A 15,986-nucleotide genomic window follows, 5' to 3' on the forward strand; every position below is an offset into this window, starting at 1 on the left:
GCAAAGGGCTCCTCATTTGAGGAGCCCTTTCACTTGTTACTAATGCGAAGCCCAGGTCTTGTCGCTGGAATTACAGAGGGTTTCTAAGGAGCAATCGGCACACTTCGGTTTGCGTGCTTCGCAGGTCTGGCGACCGTGGTAGATCAGTTCGTGCGAGAAGCTGATCCAGTGATCCTGCGGAATGATCTGCATGAGGTCGCGTTCGACTTTCACTGCATCATCGTTCGTGGTGAGTTCCAGACGGCGCGACAGGCGCAGAACATGTGTGTCCACGACAACGCCAGTGGGAATGCCAAACCATGTTCCCAGGACGACGTTGCTGGTTTTGCGTGCAGCGCCGGGGATGCGGAGCATCTCTTCCATCGTCTGCGGAACGTGACCGCCGAATTCTTCCGAGACGAGCTTTGCTGCGCCTACGAGTGATTTGGCTTTCATTCGGAAGAAGGACAGGGAAGCGATGATGGGCTGAATGGCTTCCGGCGTTGCCTGCGCCATGTCGTGCGGTGTGGGGTACGCATGGAAGAGAGCTGGTGTGACCATGTTTACGCGTACGTCTGTGCATTGCGCAGAAAGAATCGTGGCGACGAGCAGTTCCCACGCGTTGTGGTGATTCAGAGCGCAGGTAGCGTTGGGGTAGGTTCGATCCAGCGCGTCGATGATGGCGTGAACGCGTTCCGGTGCGAGCGGGTTCTTCGTCTTGCCTGAAGCTTTCTTGGCTGAGACAGGTTCGCTGGCAGCGATCTTACGTGCGGCAACGGCTTTGGTTGCGGACTTCTTTGCCGGGGTCTTCTTGGCGGCCTTGGTCATGTTGGGGATTGTAGCGGGTTGATCTGCTTGTTGAAATGAGAAGCCCCGCCTGTGATGGATTCACCAGCGGGGCTTGCGGACTTTCGTGCAATGCTTTGATTTAGCCGATGTGGTTAAGCATCTCTTCCGGCGTCATGCGGACGCAGGAGAAGATCGGGAAGTCCTTCAGCGTATACATGCTGGCTTCGGTTTCGCGGAGTTGTTGCACGAGGTCTACGAAGTCTTCGGGGAAGTTGGTTTCGAAAGCCACAACAAACTCCTGATCGTCGATACCGAAGGAGTACGTCGTGTTGAGCTTCACGCGCGGATACGCGAGGCCGACGCGGATGTGTTCGTCCATCAGGCGACGGCGCTCTTCCATCGACAGCATGTACCACGGACGCGTCTTCCAGAAGGGATAGACGAAGATGTACTTGTGGCCGCCGGGGCGAATCGCGCCGCGGCTTTCTGCTTCGCTCTCATCTTCGCGATCAATCTGGTACTGCGAACGCTTCGTCATGGAGAGGAAGTGGTGCGGAATTTCCAGGTAGCCGCCGAGCGGGGTTGCAAGCAGCTCGCTGCGCATGCGGTTCATCTCTTCTACGGAGTAGCAGATGGACCAGACGAGCATGTCCACGTCGCCACGCGTGCCTACGGTGGAGTAGGTCAGGGTGAGGAACTCGCCGGGCTTCTGCCACTTTTCAATCACTGCGGTGAAGGCAGCCTTGTGCGCGGCCTTTTCGGCAGCGGGAAGGCGCTTCCACTCTGGCAGGATGCGGTAGAAGGAGAAGGCAACAATCTGGCGTTTGACGGGCGCTCCGCCGCCGTGTGTGTGCTGCGGACGGCCTGAGGGCTGCGATCCGTAACCGGCCGGAGGTCCGGCAACGGGGGTGACGGTGTGGGTGGTTGTTTCGGGTGCGTTCGTCTCTGCCATGCCTTAAGAATATCAGCCGGGTATACTCAGCGAAGTTTCCCCAAACTCGCGAGCCATTGAAAGAAAGCCGACATGACCGAAAAGATCATTGACTTCCTATTGCCCTACGTCACACACCTGATCACCGCGATTGGATATCCAGGCGTAGCGCTTCTGATGGCGATTGAGTCCGCCTGCATTCCGCTACCAAGCGAAATCATTATGCCGTTTGCCGGATATGTGGTGAGCCTGGGCAAGATGAATCTGTACCTGGCAGCGACGGCTGGTGCGATCGGCTGCAACATCGGTTCGGTGATTGCGTATTGGATTGGCGCGCACGGCGGGCGTCCGCTGGTGGAGCGGTTTGGCCGCTACGTGTTGATGAGCCACAAGGATCTGGACCGCGTGGATCACTACTTCCAGAAGTATGGCGAAATCACCGTGCTGATCGGACGTCTGCTGCCGGTAGTGCGTACGTTCATCGCGCTTCCTGCGGGGATTGCGCGTATGCCGCAGCTTCGCTTCCACATCTACACGTTTATTGGTTCGTGGCCGTGGTGCTTTGCGCTTGCCTACGTGGGAATGAAGGCTGGTGCAAGCTGGAACGATCCGCATAGCCCGCTGAAGCAGATTCTGCATAAGGCAGATGCGGCAATCATCGCGGTGATTCTCGTTGCGATCGTGTGGTTTGTGTGGACGCACCTGAAGAACCGGAACCTGCCTGCGGGAGCTTAATTGCGATGGCAGGCATGAAGGCTCACACAGAGTATCTGACGTTCAACACGCGTGAGCGATATGAGATGGTGCACATCACAGATGTGGTGGAGCGCATTGTGCGTAACAGCGGCATCGACGATGGTCTGTGCTTTGTTTCGCCAATGCATATTACCGCTGCGGTGTATGTCAACGATCACGAAAGCGGCTTGATTGAAGACATTGGCGAGTGGTTGCAGAAGCTGGCTCCGCGTGGGCCGGACTATCAGCATCATCAGACGGGTGAGGATAATGGCGACGCGCATTTGAAGTCGCTGCTGTTGCACCATGAGACAACGCTGCCAGTGACGCATGGGCGACTTGATCTGGGTACGTGGCAGCGTGTCTTTTATGCGGAGTTTGATGGGCAGCGACCGAAGCGCGTCATTGTGAAGGTGCTTGGTGTGACGAAATAGTCTTCATCGCAAGCGGTAGTGGAGGAGCCTCGTGGGCAGAGATACTGCGAGGCTTTTCTATTGCATTGAGCTTGTCGCTGGTGACGGGCATCGTTGTTCTGGTTCGCAATAAAACAATGTCGACGCGGCGATTGGTAGCGCGCCCTTCGGCGGTGTTGTTGCCTGCGATGGGATGAAATTCGCCGTAGCCAGCAAGCGAGAAGTTCGCTGGAGAATTGACGCTACTCATCATCAGCACCTGTGCGATGGATGCAGCGCGTGCCGTGGAGAGTTCCCAGTTGGAGCGGAACTGCGCGGTGTGTATCGGCTGATTGTCCGTGTGCCCTTCAATACGCATGGGCCCATTGGGGAGTGCCTGCGCGATCCTCGTAAGGATTGCAAGCGCGGAAGGCATCACTTCCGCACTGCCTGAGTCGAAGAAACCGGCGCTGTCAAGTGACAGTGTTGTCCCTTCGTCATTGTTGCGGATGGTGACCATGTGTCGTCGCACTGCAAGTGCGAGTGCGTTGGCAATTTCGTTTTTCATGGCATCACCACTGACTTCATTTTTGCTGCCCTCAATGACGGGTGTTTCGAGGGGCATCTCCAGCGGCATGGGAGCACCTTCGCCAGTGCCTGCTCCTGGCGCGAGTGGTGGTGTCTTCGCATGTGCTTCGAAGACAGCCGTCTGTTGAAACGCAGTCTGCATGGCTGCAGCCATCTTCGCTGCTTTCTTTTTGTCGCTGGAACTGGATGCAAACATAACAACGAAGAAGGCGAAGAGCAGCGTTAAAAGATCTGCCCAGGAGACGAGCCAGCGTTCATGATTGACGTGTTCCGCGTGTTTCTTCTTCTTGCTCATGATCAAGCCGCCTCTGCACGGCCGTTTGCCAGGAAGGTCTTCAGCTTGGTTTCGATCATGCGCGGATTCAGACCTTCCAGGATGCTGATAACACCTTCCAGCATCATTTCCTGCATCATCAGGTGTTGCTTGTGACGAATCTTCAGTTTGCCCGCGGCAGGAAGGCAGAAGAGATTCGCAAGAGACACACCGTAGATGGTGGCGACGAAGGCGACGGCAATACCTTTGCCTACTTCATCGATGTTGTCGAGATGTTGCATAACCTGAATGAGACCAAGCACAGCACCGATGATGCCGACGGTAGGCGCGAATGCGCCAGCGGATTCCAGAACGGCAGGAATCTTCTCTTCCATCTCACTCTTGTTGTCGATTTCAAGCTGCATGATCTTGCGGACTTCACTGGACTCTGTGCCATCGACTGCAAGCATGAGTCCTTGCTTTAAGAAAGGATCTTTAACAGAGGCGAGATCGGCATCGAGTGAGACGATGCCACTCTTGCGCGCCTTGTTCGCAAATTCCACGATCTGTTTCAACACTGCATCTTCATTCGCGCCTTTGTGTAGAAAGACGCCGACGATACCTTTCGCAGACGCAATGAGGATATTGAGTGGGAACTGTACAGCGCATGCGCCGATGGTGCCGCCGAGCACGATCATGGCAGCCGTGAGTTGGGTAATCTGGCCCAGGTTGCCGCCTTCCATGATCATGGCGCCAAGGATGGCAACGAGGGCGATGACAATGCCTCCGATGCTTGCGATATCCATTGTGTGTCTCCGTCTCCGAAAAAGTTAGGAGTGATGCTGTGCTGTGTGCAGAGCAAGGTGCGCACTGATCGCAGCATCAGCAGAGGGCCATGCGTTGTGCAATACGTTGGAGCGATAGTGCAACGTACGTGTGAGTACGTCGGAGCAGGTTTCCAGAACGACGATCTTCTCGCCGGTTACAAGTGTGAGTGTGGTGTCGGGGATGGCCTCGGCCAGTTTGATCAGGTCGCTATTCACGACAAAGGTGTGACCGTTAAGGCGTGTGAGTTCAATCATGGCAACCTTTTGTATTCGTTCTTTGTATCGGCAGAAGGTGGAGGGAGATGAATTTCCTTCAGACATATATGCAGTGAGAGAAGCACACATGCTGTAGATCGAAGACAGGCAAACTTTTTTCTCAAGGGATATGCGGAGGGGCCGATGAGTGTGTTGAGCGTCAGGGAAACGGCATCAGAAACCCGCTTCCCAATCTCGCTGAATCAGGAGAAATGCAGACATGTCCCTCGGTGTACTGAATAACATCTCGGCTATCTATGCTCAGAACAACCTGAGCGCAACCCAGAACAACCTTTCCAAAACGCTGCAGCAGTTGTCGTCGGGTTCGCGCATTAACAGCGGCGCAGACGATGCCGCTGGACTTGCGGTCGCCGATGGTCTTGCTGCAAACGAAACGGCACTGGCACAGTCCAGCCGCAATGCAAGCGATGCTACGGGCCTGTTGCAGACCGCAGACGGCGCGCTGTCGCAGGTAACTTCGCTGCTGAATCGTGCTGTCACGCTGGCAACGCAGGCTGCGAACGGCACGCTGAGTGCCGCGCAGGTGTCCTCTGCAAACCAGGAATATCAGAACATTCTCACGCAGATTAACAACATCGGCACCACCACGAACTTCAACGGAACGTCTGTGTTTTCCAGCACGGCGCGGAACTTCTTCGTATCCGACGGCACCACCGCCGGCTCAGCAACCTACAGCGATACTGTGGGCAATCTGTCTACAAGCAGCGTAGGAACATCCGCAGCAGCGGCAACTTCCTCGGCGGTTTCGTTGACCTCGCCAACGGCATCGTCTGCTTCTGCTGCTTCCACCGCCACGCTGACGCTGGGATCAACATCGGATACCGTATCTGGAACGCTTGCACTTGCTGTGGGCACCGGCAGCTCGCACAGCATCACGATTGCGTCAGGCACAACCATGTCTGCGCTCGCTACGCAGATCAATGCTGACTCGACCTATCAGACCGCCGGTATCACGGCTGCATATGACTCCACCACAGGCGCGCTAACCATCTCCGGCCCGGTGGCGGCATCGAGCGACCTGGATGCAACCGGTACCACCCTGAGCGATACGACCTCCGCCACCACCCCCGGTGCAGGCGTGGACTTCACCGCTTCCACGGTGAACTCGCTGACGGCAAGCTCGGCAAAGAATGTGCTGACTGCACTGACGACGGCAATCGGTGATGTGGCCTTCCAGCGTGGCACCATCGGCGCAAACATCAACCAGCTCGCTTCGGCGCAGTCCGTTGCGAGCAATGAACAGACCAACCTGACGGCGGCTGAGGACAACATCCGCGCCACCGACTATGGTCAGGCTGCTTCCAACCTGTCGAAGTACCAGGTGCTGTCGCAGACCGGTATCAGCGCTCTGGCTCAGGCCAACAGTGTTCAGCAGGAAGTGACGAAACTGCTGCAGTAATCGCAGCAAACGCGTGGCGCGGGCAGTGTAACTACTGTCCGCGCCATTCTTATGCACGGCTAAGAATCACTGCCACGTGTGTGGCCTTAAGCGTGCAATCGCTCGATTGAGGAGGTGCTGCGTGTCTGTTGTTGGGATCAGTTTTGGATCGGCTACCAGTGGCGATGGTTTTGATGTGACCAGTACGGTGAACAGCATCATGACGAACATGCGTGCGCCGGAAACCGCATGGGCCACGCGCACCACCGCGCTGCAGGCACAGGACACCGTGTTGAGTACGCTTGGGACAGATATGTCGGCGCTCTTAAGTGCGCTGGCAACACTTACTTCGTTCGACGGTGCCTTCGCTCAAAAGGAAGGCGCAACGAGTGATAGCAGCGTGGTTTCGCTCACGGATGCGACCTCTATTTCCGCGGCGGGAACGCATACTCTGACTGTTTCGCGACTGGCAACGACGAGTCAGCAACATTCCAATGCGGTGGCATCGGGCGCAACACTTAGTGGCTCCCTGAGTATCCAGGTGGGCGGTGGCACAGCCACCACCATCACCATCGATTCAACAAACAACACGATGTCCACATTGGCGAAGTCGATCAATGATCTGGACGTAGGTGTGACGGCGACGGTGATTACCGATAGTTCAGGTTCTTATCTTTCGCTGACAAGCAATACAAGTGGCGCAGCTGGCAACATGACATTGGATACGTCAAACCTGACCGATTCCAATGACAACAGCATCTCCATGACGGCAACGGCCACCGGTGCGGATGCGGCGTATACGCTGGACGGCATTTCGTTGACGAGCAGTTCGAATACGGTAACCAGCGCGTTGCCGGGCATTACGTTTCAGCTTGTGGGTACATCGAGCACGAACGTGACGATGGAGATTGTGAATGATACGGGCTCGATCTCTACCGCTCTGAACAACTTCATCTCTGCATACAACACGCTGAGCTCGGCGCTTTCCGGTCAGGAGACGAAGGATTCTTCTGGCAACGCAGAGCCTTTGTTTGGTGATCAGATTTTGTCGTTGATTCAGTCGCAGCTTTCCACTGCGTTGGCGTTCTCGACAGGGAACAGCGGCAAGACCAGCAACTTGGCACAGCTCGGTATTACGGTTGGCACGAACGGGCAGTTGAGCCTGGATACGTCTGCGTTGAGTAGCGCACTTGCCAGCAATTTCACCGGGATCTCAAACTTCTTCATGAACGTGGGGGACTTCGGACAAAACCTTACGACGGTGTTGAGTGGGTTAGGTAACAGCGGCAATGGTGCGCTGACACTGCGCACGGCGCAGAACACTTCCGAAGAATCGACGCTGGCAGATAACAAGACAAACCTTGAGACGCGACTGGCGACCTACCAAACGTCGCTTACGACCGAACTGAATGCAGCGAACGAAATACTGCAGGCGATTCCGCAGCAGTTGAATGAGATCAAGCAGATTTACGCTGCCATCACCGGCTATGGCCAATCGACCTAAGGAGAATTACGGAGATGAATTATCAGGAACAGGCGCTCTCTGGAGCTACCGGAGTGGAACTGATCGTGGCGCTGTACGACGGCTGGATTCGCTTTTTGTATCGGGCGGCGGCAGCGTGTGAGGCGGACGACGTGATTGAACGCCGCTATGCGGTAAAGCGAGCGTTGGACATCCTGATGTACCTGGAGGCGCGACTGCGGCCGGATATCGGCGGCGAACCAGCAAGAGCACTCTCGGATTTCTATGCAGCCATGTTCACCATGACCTTGGAAGCCTCGCATTCGGGATCGGCAGAGGAAATGCAGAAAGTAATCGCCTGCGTTCGCAATGTGAAAGAGGCCTGGGTCGTGGTTGCGAAGGATCCTGCGGCGAATCGGGCGCTTCCGCGGGAATTACGGACGTCCTCGGAACGCCGTGGAGTTCCAGTCATCGTGCCGCAGCAACCCGTGGCGGGCGTTTCTGCTGGGTGGAGTGCATAATCTCTCATTTCAGAGAGATAAGGTGCTTCACAGGGCGATTTGAAGCCTTTCGGAGAATCCTGGCGGTTTCGCGATGGCGGTAAAATCCATCGATTTCCGGTGACAAATCAAGCCAAAATGGTAGTCTTCATCCTGAAGTGGGGCGTTTTATACGCCTCCCGGATGACGTTTTAACACTGTTTGGCTCGAAATGGCCCGTTGACGGCATAAAAATGCCATTAAGCCACGAGAGAAACTTAATAGGTGCTTAGCGCGTCTGACATTATGACCGGTTTTGACCGGATCCGGCATGTAGAGGTGAAGTTTTGAGCAAAATGCTGAGTTCGTGGAAAGAGATTGCCCACTTCTTTGGAAAGGGCGTTCGTACCGTCCAGCGGTGGGAGAAAACTCTTGATCTGCCAATCCATCGTCCGCCGGGCGCGCCCAGCAACGTGGTTCTGGCACGGACCAGCGACCTGGAAGAGTGGATGCACCGCGGTTCCGTGTCGCGTACGGAACTGGAGGGCGCACCATCTACCGGATCGGTTGTCGGTTTGTCTGCATTGGAGCGTGAAGTAACGCGTCTGGCCAGCCTGAATGGCATTGCCAATGAGCGCGTGGATGCCAATGCCAGCACGGAAGAGCGCGTCGCGTCGATGACGGGCGTGGTGTCGAAGGTGAATGAAAAGCTGGCCTCTGGTTCGGCTGTTCACCGCGCCGCTTAAGCTTAGCGTTTGGTTGGGAAGATGAAGGTGCTCGCTTCGGCGGGCATCTTTTCGTTTTGGGCTTATCTGCGCGATACCATGAGACTTGTTCGGGCCGCCTGGAGCGGTCCAGGGGAGTGACTGTCGCATGGCTTATCGCGACCTGCGTGAGTGGTTGACGCGCCTGGAAAAGAGCGGGGAACTGAAGCGTGTCCGCGTAGAAGTGGATACCGACCTGGAAATGGCGGAGATCGCTGACCGTGCCGCGAAGATGAATGGCGGCAAGGGAGGTCCGGCGTTGCTGTTTGAGAACGTAAAGGGCTACCCCGGCGCGAAGGTGCTGATGAACCAGTTCGGCAGCCTGCGCAAGATGCAGATGTCGCTGGAGTGCGATTCGCTGGATGACATCGCCGACCGATTGCAGACGCTGCTGAAGCCCGAAGTGCCGACCGGCTTCATGAACAAGCTGAAGATGCTGCCGATGCTGGCAGAGGTGGGATCATTCTTCCCAAAGGTTGTCGACCGCAAACAGGCGACGTGCAAGGAAGTGGTGAAGACGGGGGAGGACATTGACCTGTCTGAGCTGCCGATTCTGCGGACGTGGCCGGGTGATGCAGGGCGATTCATTACGCTGCCGCTGGTCATGACGCGTGATCCACGTTCTGGCAAGCGCAACGTGGGCATGTATCGGATGCAGGTGTATGACGAGCGCACCACCGGCATGCACTGGCAGCGACAGAAGAATGCTGCAGAACATCTGCGAGATCGTTTGCGAGCCACAGCTACCACTGATGCAGCGCGCGTGAAGTTGATGGCGATGACTGCAGGCGGCACCACTGCAGCGGAAGACTCCACATCGTTGAATGGTGTGACGCTTTCTAAGATCCGTGGCGAACGGATGGAAGTAGCTGTTGCGATTGGCGCTGATCCGGCGTTGACCTTCAGTGCAATTGTGCCTGCACCGCCGGAGATTGAAGAGTTTCTTATCGCTGGATTCCTGCGCGGCAAGCCTGTGGAGTTAGTGAAGGCAGAGACGGTTAACCTGGAAGTGCCCGCACATGCGGAGTACATACTGGAAGGCTATGTCGATCTTGCAGAATTGCGCATGGAAGGGCCGTTTGGCGATCACACTGGCTTCTACACCATGCCGGAGGAATACCCTGTATTTCATCTGACAGCGATTACGCATCGCAGAGACCCGATCTACGCGGCTACGATCGTTGGTAAGCCGCCGATGGAAGATGCATGGATGGCGAAGGCTGTGGAGCGCATCTTCCTGCCACTGATTAAGCTGACGATGCCGGAGATTGTGGACATCAACCTGCCGCCCGAAGGCGTCGCGCATAACCTGATGCTGATCTCTATCCGCAAGAGCTATGCGGGACAGGCACGTAAGGTGATGAACGGCATCTGGGCGCTGGGCCAGGCGATGTTTACCAAGTGCATCGTGGTCGTCGATGAAGATTGCGATGTGCAGGACGTTGGTGAAGTGGTGTTGCGCGTGGCAAACAACATTGATCCGGAGCGCGACATTCAGTTCACGCTGGGGCCAGTGGATTCGCTGGATCACGCATCGCGCCTGCCGAACTTTGGCAGCAAGATGGGTATTGATGCCACGCGGAAGTGGGCTGCAGAAGGATTCACGCGCCCATGGCCGGAGATGCTGGAGATGCCACAACCCGTGAAGAAGAGAGTGGATGAAATATGGCGTTCGCTTGGACTCGAGTAGGTCGACCTCTGTAGCAAGAGCGGTCATTCTGCGAAGCTAAAACGAAACGCCTTCCCAGCCTGCACTTCTTGGGCTGGAAGACGTTTGCTTCTTCGGTTACACAGAAGATGTTGAGATTCTTCGCTTCGCTCAGAATGACGGCGATGGACGTAGAGATTGTTACAAAGAGAAGGGAGGCCTTGCGGCCTCCCTTCTTACTTGGTGTGATGCAACTTACATGATCGCGAGTGCTGCGCCGTCCGCTTGCTCTTCACCTTCCTGGGCCACAGGACGGTAGAAGAGCTGGTTGTTGTCGAGGTAGACCTCGAGGAACGATGGACGCTGCGTGATCTGGCCAGCGATGAGCGCTTCCGATAGCGGGTCTTCAATGTAACGCTGCAGGGCGCGGCGGAGCGGGCGTGCTCCGTAGCTGCGGTCTGTAAGCGTCTTGTCGAGAATCCACTTCTTCGCTTCGTCGTTGACGCTGATGGTGATGGCCTTGTGCACCAGATTGGTGTTCAGGGTCTGCACCAGCAATTCCAGGATCTGCATCAGGTCGCTGTCAGAGAGTGCCGTGAAGACGATGATCTCGTCGAGACGGTTGATGAATTCAGGGTTGAAGGTGCGCTTGACTTCGCCCTTCACCATCTCTTCCATCTTCTCCAGAACAACTTCTTCCTTGTTCGAAGCGAAGCCGAGTCCCTCACGTTTCATGAGGTGCTTGGCGCCGATGTTCGACGTCATGATGAGAATCGTGTTCTTGAAGTCGACCGTGTTGCCGAGGCCGTCCGTCAGGTGGCCGTCTTCAAAGACCTGCAGCAGCAGGTTGAAGACGTCCGGGTGCGCCTTCTCCACTTCGTCGAGCAGGACGACGGAGTAGGGCTGACGCTTGACGCGTTCGGTGAGCTGACCGCCCTCCTCGTAACCGACGTATCCCGGAGGCGAACCGATCAACTTGCTGACAGAGTGCTTCTCCATGAACTCCGACATATCGAAGCGGATGAGCGCCTTGTCTGACCCAAAGAGGAACTGGGCCAGGGTGCGTGCCATCTCCGTTTTGCCAACACCTGTGGGGCCGAGGAAGAGGAACGAACCGATGGGGCGCGAGGGGTTCTTGAGACCTGCACGCGAGCGACGGATCGCGCGGGAGAGGGCACTGATGGCCTTGTCCTGCGAGATGACGCGCTTGTGCAGTTCTTCTTCCACGCGGAGCAGCTTCTGCTGCTCTTCTTCCTTGAGCGAAGTGATGGGCACGCCGGTCCAGCGGCTGACCACGTCCTCAATATCTTCCTTGGTGACAACGCCTGCGGAGGAGTCGTCAAGGTGATAACGCTCGCGGAGTGCGCGGAGGTTTTCACGCTCCTTGCGTTCCTCGTCAGAGTAAAAGCGCGCCTTTTCGAACTCGTGATTCGCGATGGCGTTTTCCATGCGGTGCACGATGAACTTGATGCGCTTCTGCACTTCCGTGAGTTCGTCAGGCAGCGTAGTCTGGCGCAGCTTCACGCGGGCACCGGCCTCGTCGATAAGGTCGATGGCCTTGTCCGGCAGGAAGCGGTCGGGAATGTACCGATTCGAGTGTGTAACGGAGTAAGTGATCGCGTCGTCGGTGTAGGTGACGGCGTGGAACTTCTCGTACTTCTCCTTGATGCCCATGATGATCTTGATGGCATCTTCTTCGTTGGGCGGCGGCACTTTGACGGCCTGGAAGCGGCGCTCCAGCGAGCGATCCTTTTCGATGCTCTTACGGAACTCCGCGGGCGTGGTGGCGCCGATGCACTGAATCTCGCCGCGCGAGAGTGCCGGCTTGAGGATGTTCGCGGCGTCGAGCGAACCCTCTGCAGAGCCAGCGCCAACGAGGGTATGAAGCTCATCGATGAAGACGATGGCGTTCTGGTTCTCCATCAACTCTTTCATGATGGTCTTCAGGCGCTCTTCAAACTGACCACGATATTTGGTGCCAGCCACGATGAGCGAGAGGTCCAGCGAGAGGACGCGCTTGTCCGCGAGGAAGCTGGGGACTTCACCGTCTGCAATCTTCTGTGCGAGACCCTCGACGATGGCAGTCTTACCGACACCGGGTTCGCCGATGAGCACCGGGTTGTTCTTGGTGCGGCGGCAGAGGATCTGGATGACGCGCTCCACTTCGCCATCGCGGCCCACTAGCGGGTCAAGCTGCTGGTCCATGGCAGCCTGTGTCAGGTCGCGCGAGAACTCGGCCAGCATGGACTGCTCCCCGTTCTGCTGCTGTTGACGCTGCTGCTTGCCAGAGGATGCCTGTGGTGTGGGCTTTTCCTGCGTGGTGCGCTGCAATTCCTCGCGAATGGTGGGCAGGCGCAGGCCGCGCTCCATCAGGATTTCCGCGGCGAAGCACTTCTCTTCGCGCAGCAGCCCCAGGAGCAGATGCTCCGTGCCGATGTGCTTGTGCGAGAGGCGCTCAGCTTCTTCCGCAGCGTAGGCAAGGACGCGCTTGCACTCATTTGAGAGCGGCAGATCGACCGATGTCGACACCTTCTCGCGAATGGTGGTGTGGCCTTCAATCTGCTTGCGGATGGATTCCACCGATGCGTGCGAACGGAGGAACCGGTTGGTCAGCGCCTTGTCTTCGCGGAGCAGGCCCAGAAGCAGGTGCTCCGTTTCAATGTAAGGTGAGCCGAACTGGCTTGCTTCATAACGCGCAAAGAAGATGACGCGCCGCGCTTTTTCGGTATAACGCTCGAACATGCTCCCCCTAGCCCCTCCGTCGTGACGTGCTGCCACGCAGAAGGCCATTGGTTCACTGCCCGTTCCCGCATCCGCCAAAAAGCGCCATGATGCGGGAACCCCTGGAACAAACCCCTGCGAATGCACGCCGCCGAGGTTATTCCCACATCTTTTGTGCATCCAGTGTACCCGACTGTCCGGTACACCGTACTGCCCTTAAACTTAGGCAAAACGATAACAGGAGAAGCACCGCTCCCGAAACGTCCTTATTGGACGCAACCTGTGGGAAAAGGGTGCAGTACTCCGGCCGTTCTCGAGGTGTTTTGCACGCGTTTCTTGCCTGGAATGAATCTTTTGCTCTAAACGGGCGTTTCCGAAGGGATCAGGCGACCCTCATGCAGAATCAGGGTGCTGTCGCAGCGGGCGGCAATCTGGTGGTTGTGCGTGACCATGACAGTAGTGGTGCCGTGGGTGGCGTGCAGGCGACGCAGTAGATCGAAGATCGCGTCGCCGGTGGCGGCGTCGAGGTTTCCTGTGGGTTCGTCCGCCAGCAGGAGCTTGGGTTCTGTGACGAGGGCGCGGGCCAGGGAGACGCGCTGTTGCTCGCCACCAGAGAGTTCGCCGGAACGGTGGGTAGCGCGCGCTGCAAGGCCCACTTCCGCCAGCCAGCGACGCGCTTTCTCGCGGGCTGCTGGCTGCGATTCGCCACGGGCCAGCAGCGGCATGGCTACGTTCTCTTCCGCAGTGAATTCCGGCAGCAGGTAGTGCGCCTGCCAGACGTAGCCGATCGTGCGGTTGCGGAAGCTGGCTTGTTCCGTGGGTTTGAGCGAGGCGAGGGAAGTGCCGTCAATCAGGACGTCGCCGGAAGTGGGGCTATCCATGGCCGCCAGCATGTGTAGCAAAGTGGATTTGCCTGCGCCGCTGGCGCCGATGATTGCCAGCATTTCTCCGGTGGCGACGGTGAAGCTGAGGTCGCGGAAGAGAGTGAGTGTGCCGGTGCCTGTGGGGTAGCTCTTGGTGAGGTCTCTCACGACGACGATCGGGTTGGCAGCGGCTTGCATCTATTCTCATCCTATGCGGAATGTGGATGAGTTTGTGGCAGGGTCTTTAGACGAAGTAAAAGGACATGCACTGCGGGCGCTTTGGCATGCGGCGCATGGCGATTGGAATGCCGCGCATGAAGAGGCGCAAGAGGGCGAAGATCGCGACTCGGCCTGGGTACACGCGCTGCTGCATCGCGAAGAAGGCGACCAGGGAAATGCCGAGTATTGGTATCGGCGGGCTGGTCGCCCTGTGTTTCGCGGTTCAATTGCGCAGGAGCGGGTAGAGATAATTTCCGCATTGCTCAGTGGCTCGCTTTGAGCGTTTGAGCTTCGCTGGTTACTCTCGTGTTTATGAGTAGGTGGCGATCTGCGATGCGGTACGCATCTGCCATTTACCGCGAGTGAAATCGGGGACATCGACCGGTGCGCTACCGCGTGCGACAGACTGCACGCTGAGGGGATAGATGCAGCCCCATGCGGCGCAATCGTAAACGTCCATGTCCGGTACAAGACCTTGCTTCAGGCATTGCACTATGCGGTAGAGCATGATGTAGTCCATGCCGCCGTGGCCACCGGATTTGCGTGCGGCGTCGCCTTCCTTGCTCCAGAGCGGATGCTCGTACTGCTTCCATGCGTCGAGCGTGCCGTAGGCTTCGCCGCCTTTTTGACCTTCGACATAAATGCGTGGCGGGTAATCCTCAAAGACGCCCTTGGTGCCTGCGAGCATGTTCACGCGGCTGTAGGGACGCGGATTCACTACGTCATGCTTCACGGTAATAGTGCGACCCTTTTCCGTCTTGATCATGGAGACATTCATGTCGCCGCAGACGTACTTCTCTTTCCACTTGGGATCGTTCGCAGGGATATGTTCCTTGCGATAGATCTCGAGGCCGCGCTGCATGGTGCTCATGCTGACCAGATGGTGGAAGCGGTCGCCACGCTGCACCTGCATACAGTTGGCAATGGGTCCGAGACCGTGTGTGGGGTAGAGATTGCCGTCGCGCTTAGTGTGGTCTTCGCGACGCCAGAGGCCTTCGCTCTGGTTGGCGAAGAGGATTTCGCGCAGGTCATGCAGGTATGCGCCTTCACCATAAAGCAATTCGCCAAGCGCGCCTGCATGGGCCATGCGCAGGATGAGCGTTTCGTTGTAGCCGTAGCAGCAGTTCTCAAGAATCATGCAGTGGCGGCGTGTGCGCTCAGAAGTGTCGATGACCTTCCAGCAATCTTCGATGGTGGTGACGCCGGGGACTTCCATCGCAGCGTGCTTGCCGCTTTCCATGGCGGCGATGCTGATGGGCGCGTGCCAGGCCCATGATGTGGAGACTATGACAAGGTCAATGTCTGTCCGCTTCATCATCTTTTCGTAACTATGGTCGTTGCCGTAGAAGATTTCCGGCGTGCCTTTGCCTGCCTTGTTGGCAATCTGCTGCGCAGCGCGGACCTTGCTTTCCACGATGTCGCAAAGCGCAACGATCTCTGCATCCGTGGCGACGAGGTTCTTCAGCAGCGATGTGCCGCGGCCTCCAAGGCCAACAATGGCGATACGCGCGTTGCTCTTGGCGAATGGGACGTTGATCATCGTTTGCGCATTGGTGACGGGCGCGGCGTGCAACTGTGTTGCAAGGGCAAGACCCACCGTGGTGGCGGTGCCAAGCCGCAGGAAGTCGCGGCGCGAGCTATCAATGGGGGGCAAAGACTCTGACATCAGTTCGTCTCCTGTA

16 protein-coding genes are annotated in these 15,986 nt (G+C 57.2%); 8 read left to right on the top strand and 8 right to left on the bottom strand.

Going from position 1 to position 15,986, the window contains the following annotated elements:
- Nucleotides 1-39: 39 nt before the first annotated feature.
- Both nth and JAO32_RS11445 read right to left on the bottom strand, forming a co-directional pair.
- On the bottom strand, nt 40-807 hold the full coding sequence (gene nth / locus JAO32_RS11440) for an endonuclease III (protein ID WP_334240441.1): 768 nt from the start codon (nt 805-807) through the stop codon (nt 40-42).
- A gap of 100 nt (nt 808-907) precedes the next feature.
- Nucleotides 908-1,720: a chlorite dismutase family protein gene (locus JAO32_RS11445; RefSeq protein WP_334240443.1), complete on the bottom strand. Its 813-nt coding sequence runs from the start codon at nt 1,718-1,720 to the stop codon at nt 908-910.
- Nucleotides 1,721-1,792: 72 nt separating this feature from the next.
- Here JAO32_RS11445 and JAO32_RS11450 point away from each other — a divergent pair, with 72 nt between their 5' ends.
- Nucleotides 1,793-2,434: a DedA family protein gene (locus JAO32_RS11450; RefSeq protein ID WP_334240445.1), complete on the top strand. Its 642-nt coding sequence runs from the start codon at nt 1,793-1,795 to the stop codon at nt 2,432-2,434.
- 5 nt (nt 2,435-2,439) lie between these two features.
- A complete protein-coding gene (locus JAO32_RS11455; RefSeq protein ID WP_334240448.1) occupies nt 2,440-2,868 on the top strand; it encodes a secondary thiamine-phosphate synthase enzyme YjbQ in 429 nt (142 codons plus the stop codon).
- On the opposite strand, the gene JAO32_RS11460 is transcribed toward JAO32_RS11455, so the two are convergent.
- From JAO32_RS11460 to JAO32_RS11470, 3 genes are read right to left on the bottom strand one after another with little or no spacing between them, the layout of a single operon-like run.
- Nucleotides 2,837-3,709: a flagellar motor protein MotB gene (locus tag JAO32_RS11460; RefSeq protein ID WP_334240450.1), complete on the bottom strand. Its 873-nt coding sequence runs from the start codon at nt 3,707-3,709 to the stop codon at nt 2,837-2,839. The two genes, JAO32_RS11455 and JAO32_RS11460, sit on opposite strands and share 32 nt — an antisense overlap.
- Before the next feature lie 2 nt (nt 3,710-3,711).
- Complete coding sequence (locus JAO32_RS11465) at nt 3,712-4,473, bottom strand: flagellar motor protein (RefSeq protein ID WP_334240453.1); 762 nt, start codon at nt 4,471-4,473, stop codon at nt 3,712-3,714.
- A gap of 24 nt (nt 4,474-4,497) precedes the next feature.
- A complete protein-coding gene (locus JAO32_RS11470; protein WP_334240454.1) occupies nt 4,498-4,749 on the bottom strand; it encodes a flagellar FlbD family protein in 252 nt (83 codons plus the stop codon).
- Nucleotides 4,750-4,969: 220 nt separating this feature from the next.
- Between JAO32_RS11470 and JAO32_RS11475 the strand changes: the two genes are divergently transcribed.
- From JAO32_RS11475 to JAO32_RS11495, 5 genes are all read left to right on the top strand, one after another.
- Nucleotides 4,970-6,169: a flagellin N-terminal helical domain-containing protein gene (locus JAO32_RS11475; RefSeq protein ID WP_334240456.1), complete on the top strand. Its 1,200-nt coding sequence runs from the start codon at nt 4,970-4,972 to the stop codon at nt 6,167-6,169.
- Nucleotides 6,170-6,290: 121 nt separating this feature from the next.
- Nucleotides 6,291-7,652 carry a flagellar filament capping protein FliD gene (fliD, locus tag JAO32_RS11480; RefSeq protein WP_334240458.1) on the top strand — a complete coding sequence of 454 codons (1,362 nt, stop codon included), beginning with the start codon at nt 6,291-6,293 and terminating at the stop codon, nt 7,650-7,652.
- Between the two features lie 14 nt (nt 7,653-7,666).
- Nucleotides 7,667-8,131, top strand: coding sequence for a flagellar export chaperone FliS (fliS, locus tag JAO32_RS11485; protein ID WP_334240460.1), 465 nt, complete (start codon nt 7,667-7,669; stop codon nt 8,129-8,131).
- 305 nt (nt 8,132-8,436) lie between these two features.
- The gene (locus tag JAO32_RS11490; protein WP_334240462.1) at nt 8,437-8,835 is read left to right on the top strand and encodes a hypothetical protein; all 399 of its coding nucleotides are present in this window, start codon (nt 8,437-8,439) and stop codon (nt 8,833-8,835) included.
- A gap of 127 nt (nt 8,836-8,962) precedes the next feature.
- A complete protein-coding gene (locus JAO32_RS11495) occupies nt 8,963-10,543 on the top strand; it encodes a UbiD family decarboxylase (protein ID WP_334240464.1) in 1,581 nt (526 codons plus the stop codon).
- A gap of 213 nt (nt 10,544-10,756) precedes the next feature.
- Here the strand turns inward: JAO32_RS11495 and JAO32_RS11500 are convergent, their stop codons facing one another.
- The gene (locus JAO32_RS11500; protein WP_334240466.1) at nt 10,757-13,243 is read right to left on the bottom strand and encodes an ATP-dependent Clp protease ATP-binding subunit; all 2,487 of its coding nucleotides are present in this window, start codon (nt 13,241-13,243) and stop codon (nt 10,757-10,759) included.
- Between the two features lie 338 nt (nt 13,244-13,581).
- Nucleotides 13,582-14,283, bottom strand: coding sequence for an ABC transporter ATP-binding protein (locus JAO32_RS11505; protein WP_334240468.1), 702 nt, complete (start codon nt 14,281-14,283; stop codon nt 13,582-13,584).
- Nucleotides 14,284-14,317: 34 nt separating this feature from the next.
- Between JAO32_RS11505 and JAO32_RS11510 the strand changes: the two genes are divergently transcribed.
- A complete protein-coding gene (locus tag JAO32_RS11510; RefSeq protein ID WP_334240470.1) occupies nt 14,318-14,584 on the top strand; it encodes a hypothetical protein in 267 nt (88 codons plus the stop codon).
- Nucleotides 14,585-14,614: 30 nt separating this feature from the next.
- Here JAO32_RS11510 and JAO32_RS11515 read toward each other — a convergent pair whose 3' ends face one another.
- Nucleotides 14,615-15,970, bottom strand: coding sequence for a Gfo/Idh/MocA family protein (locus JAO32_RS11515; RefSeq protein WP_334240472.1), 1,356 nt, complete (start codon nt 15,968-15,970; stop codon nt 14,615-14,617).
- Nucleotides 15,971-15,986 lie beyond the last annotated feature (16 nt).

It is taken from the genome of Terriglobus sp. ADX1 (assembly GCF_036877645.1).
GTDB lineage: Bacteria > Acidobacteriota > Terriglobia > Terriglobales > Acidobacteriaceae > Terriglobus.

Coding starts and splice junctions, on each gene's coding strand:
- nth (WP_334240441.1), bottom strand. CDS start 807: ATGACCAAGGCCGCCAAGAAGACCCCGGCAAAGAAGTCCGCAACCAAA.
- JAO32_RS11445 (WP_334240443.1), bottom strand. CDS start 1,720: ATGGCAGAGACGAACGCACCCGAAACAACCACCCACACCGTCACCCCC.
- JAO32_RS11450 (WP_334240445.1), top strand. CDS start 1,793: ATGACCGAAAAGATCATTGACTTCCTATTGCCCTACGTCACACACCTG.
- JAO32_RS11455 (WP_334240448.1), top strand. CDS start 2,440: ATGGCAGGCATGAAGGCTCACACAGAGTATCTGACGTTCAACACGCGT.
- JAO32_RS11460 (WP_334240450.1), bottom strand. CDS start 3,709: ATGAGCAAGAAGAAGAAACACGCGGAACACGTCAATCATGAACGCTGG.
- JAO32_RS11465 (WP_334240453.1), bottom strand. CDS start 4,473: ATGGATATCGCAAGCATCGGAGGCATTGTCATCGCCCTCGTTGCCATC.
- JAO32_RS11470 (WP_334240454.1), bottom strand. CDS start 4,749: ATGATTGAACTCACACGCCTTAACGGTCACACCTTTGTCGTGAATAGC.
- JAO32_RS11475 (WP_334240456.1), top strand. CDS start 4,970: ATGTCCCTCGGTGTACTGAATAACATCTCGGCTATCTATGCTCAGAAC.
- fliS (WP_334240460.1), top strand. CDS start 7,667: ATGAATTATCAGGAACAGGCGCTCTCTGGAGCTACCGGAGTGGAACTG.
- JAO32_RS11495 (WP_334240464.1), top strand. CDS start 8,963: ATGGCTTATCGCGACCTGCGTGAGTGGTTGACGCGCCTGGAAAAGAGC.
- JAO32_RS11500 (WP_334240466.1), bottom strand. CDS start 13,243: ATGTTCGAGCGTTATACCGAAAAAGCGCGGCGCGTCATCTTCTTTGCG.
- JAO32_RS11505 (WP_334240468.1), bottom strand. CDS start 14,283: ATGCAAGCCGCTGCCAACCCGATCGTCGTCGTGAGAGACCTCACCAAG.
- JAO32_RS11515 (WP_334240472.1), bottom strand. CDS start 15,970: ATGTCAGAGTCTTTGCCCCCCATTGATAGCTCGCGCCGCGACTTCCTG.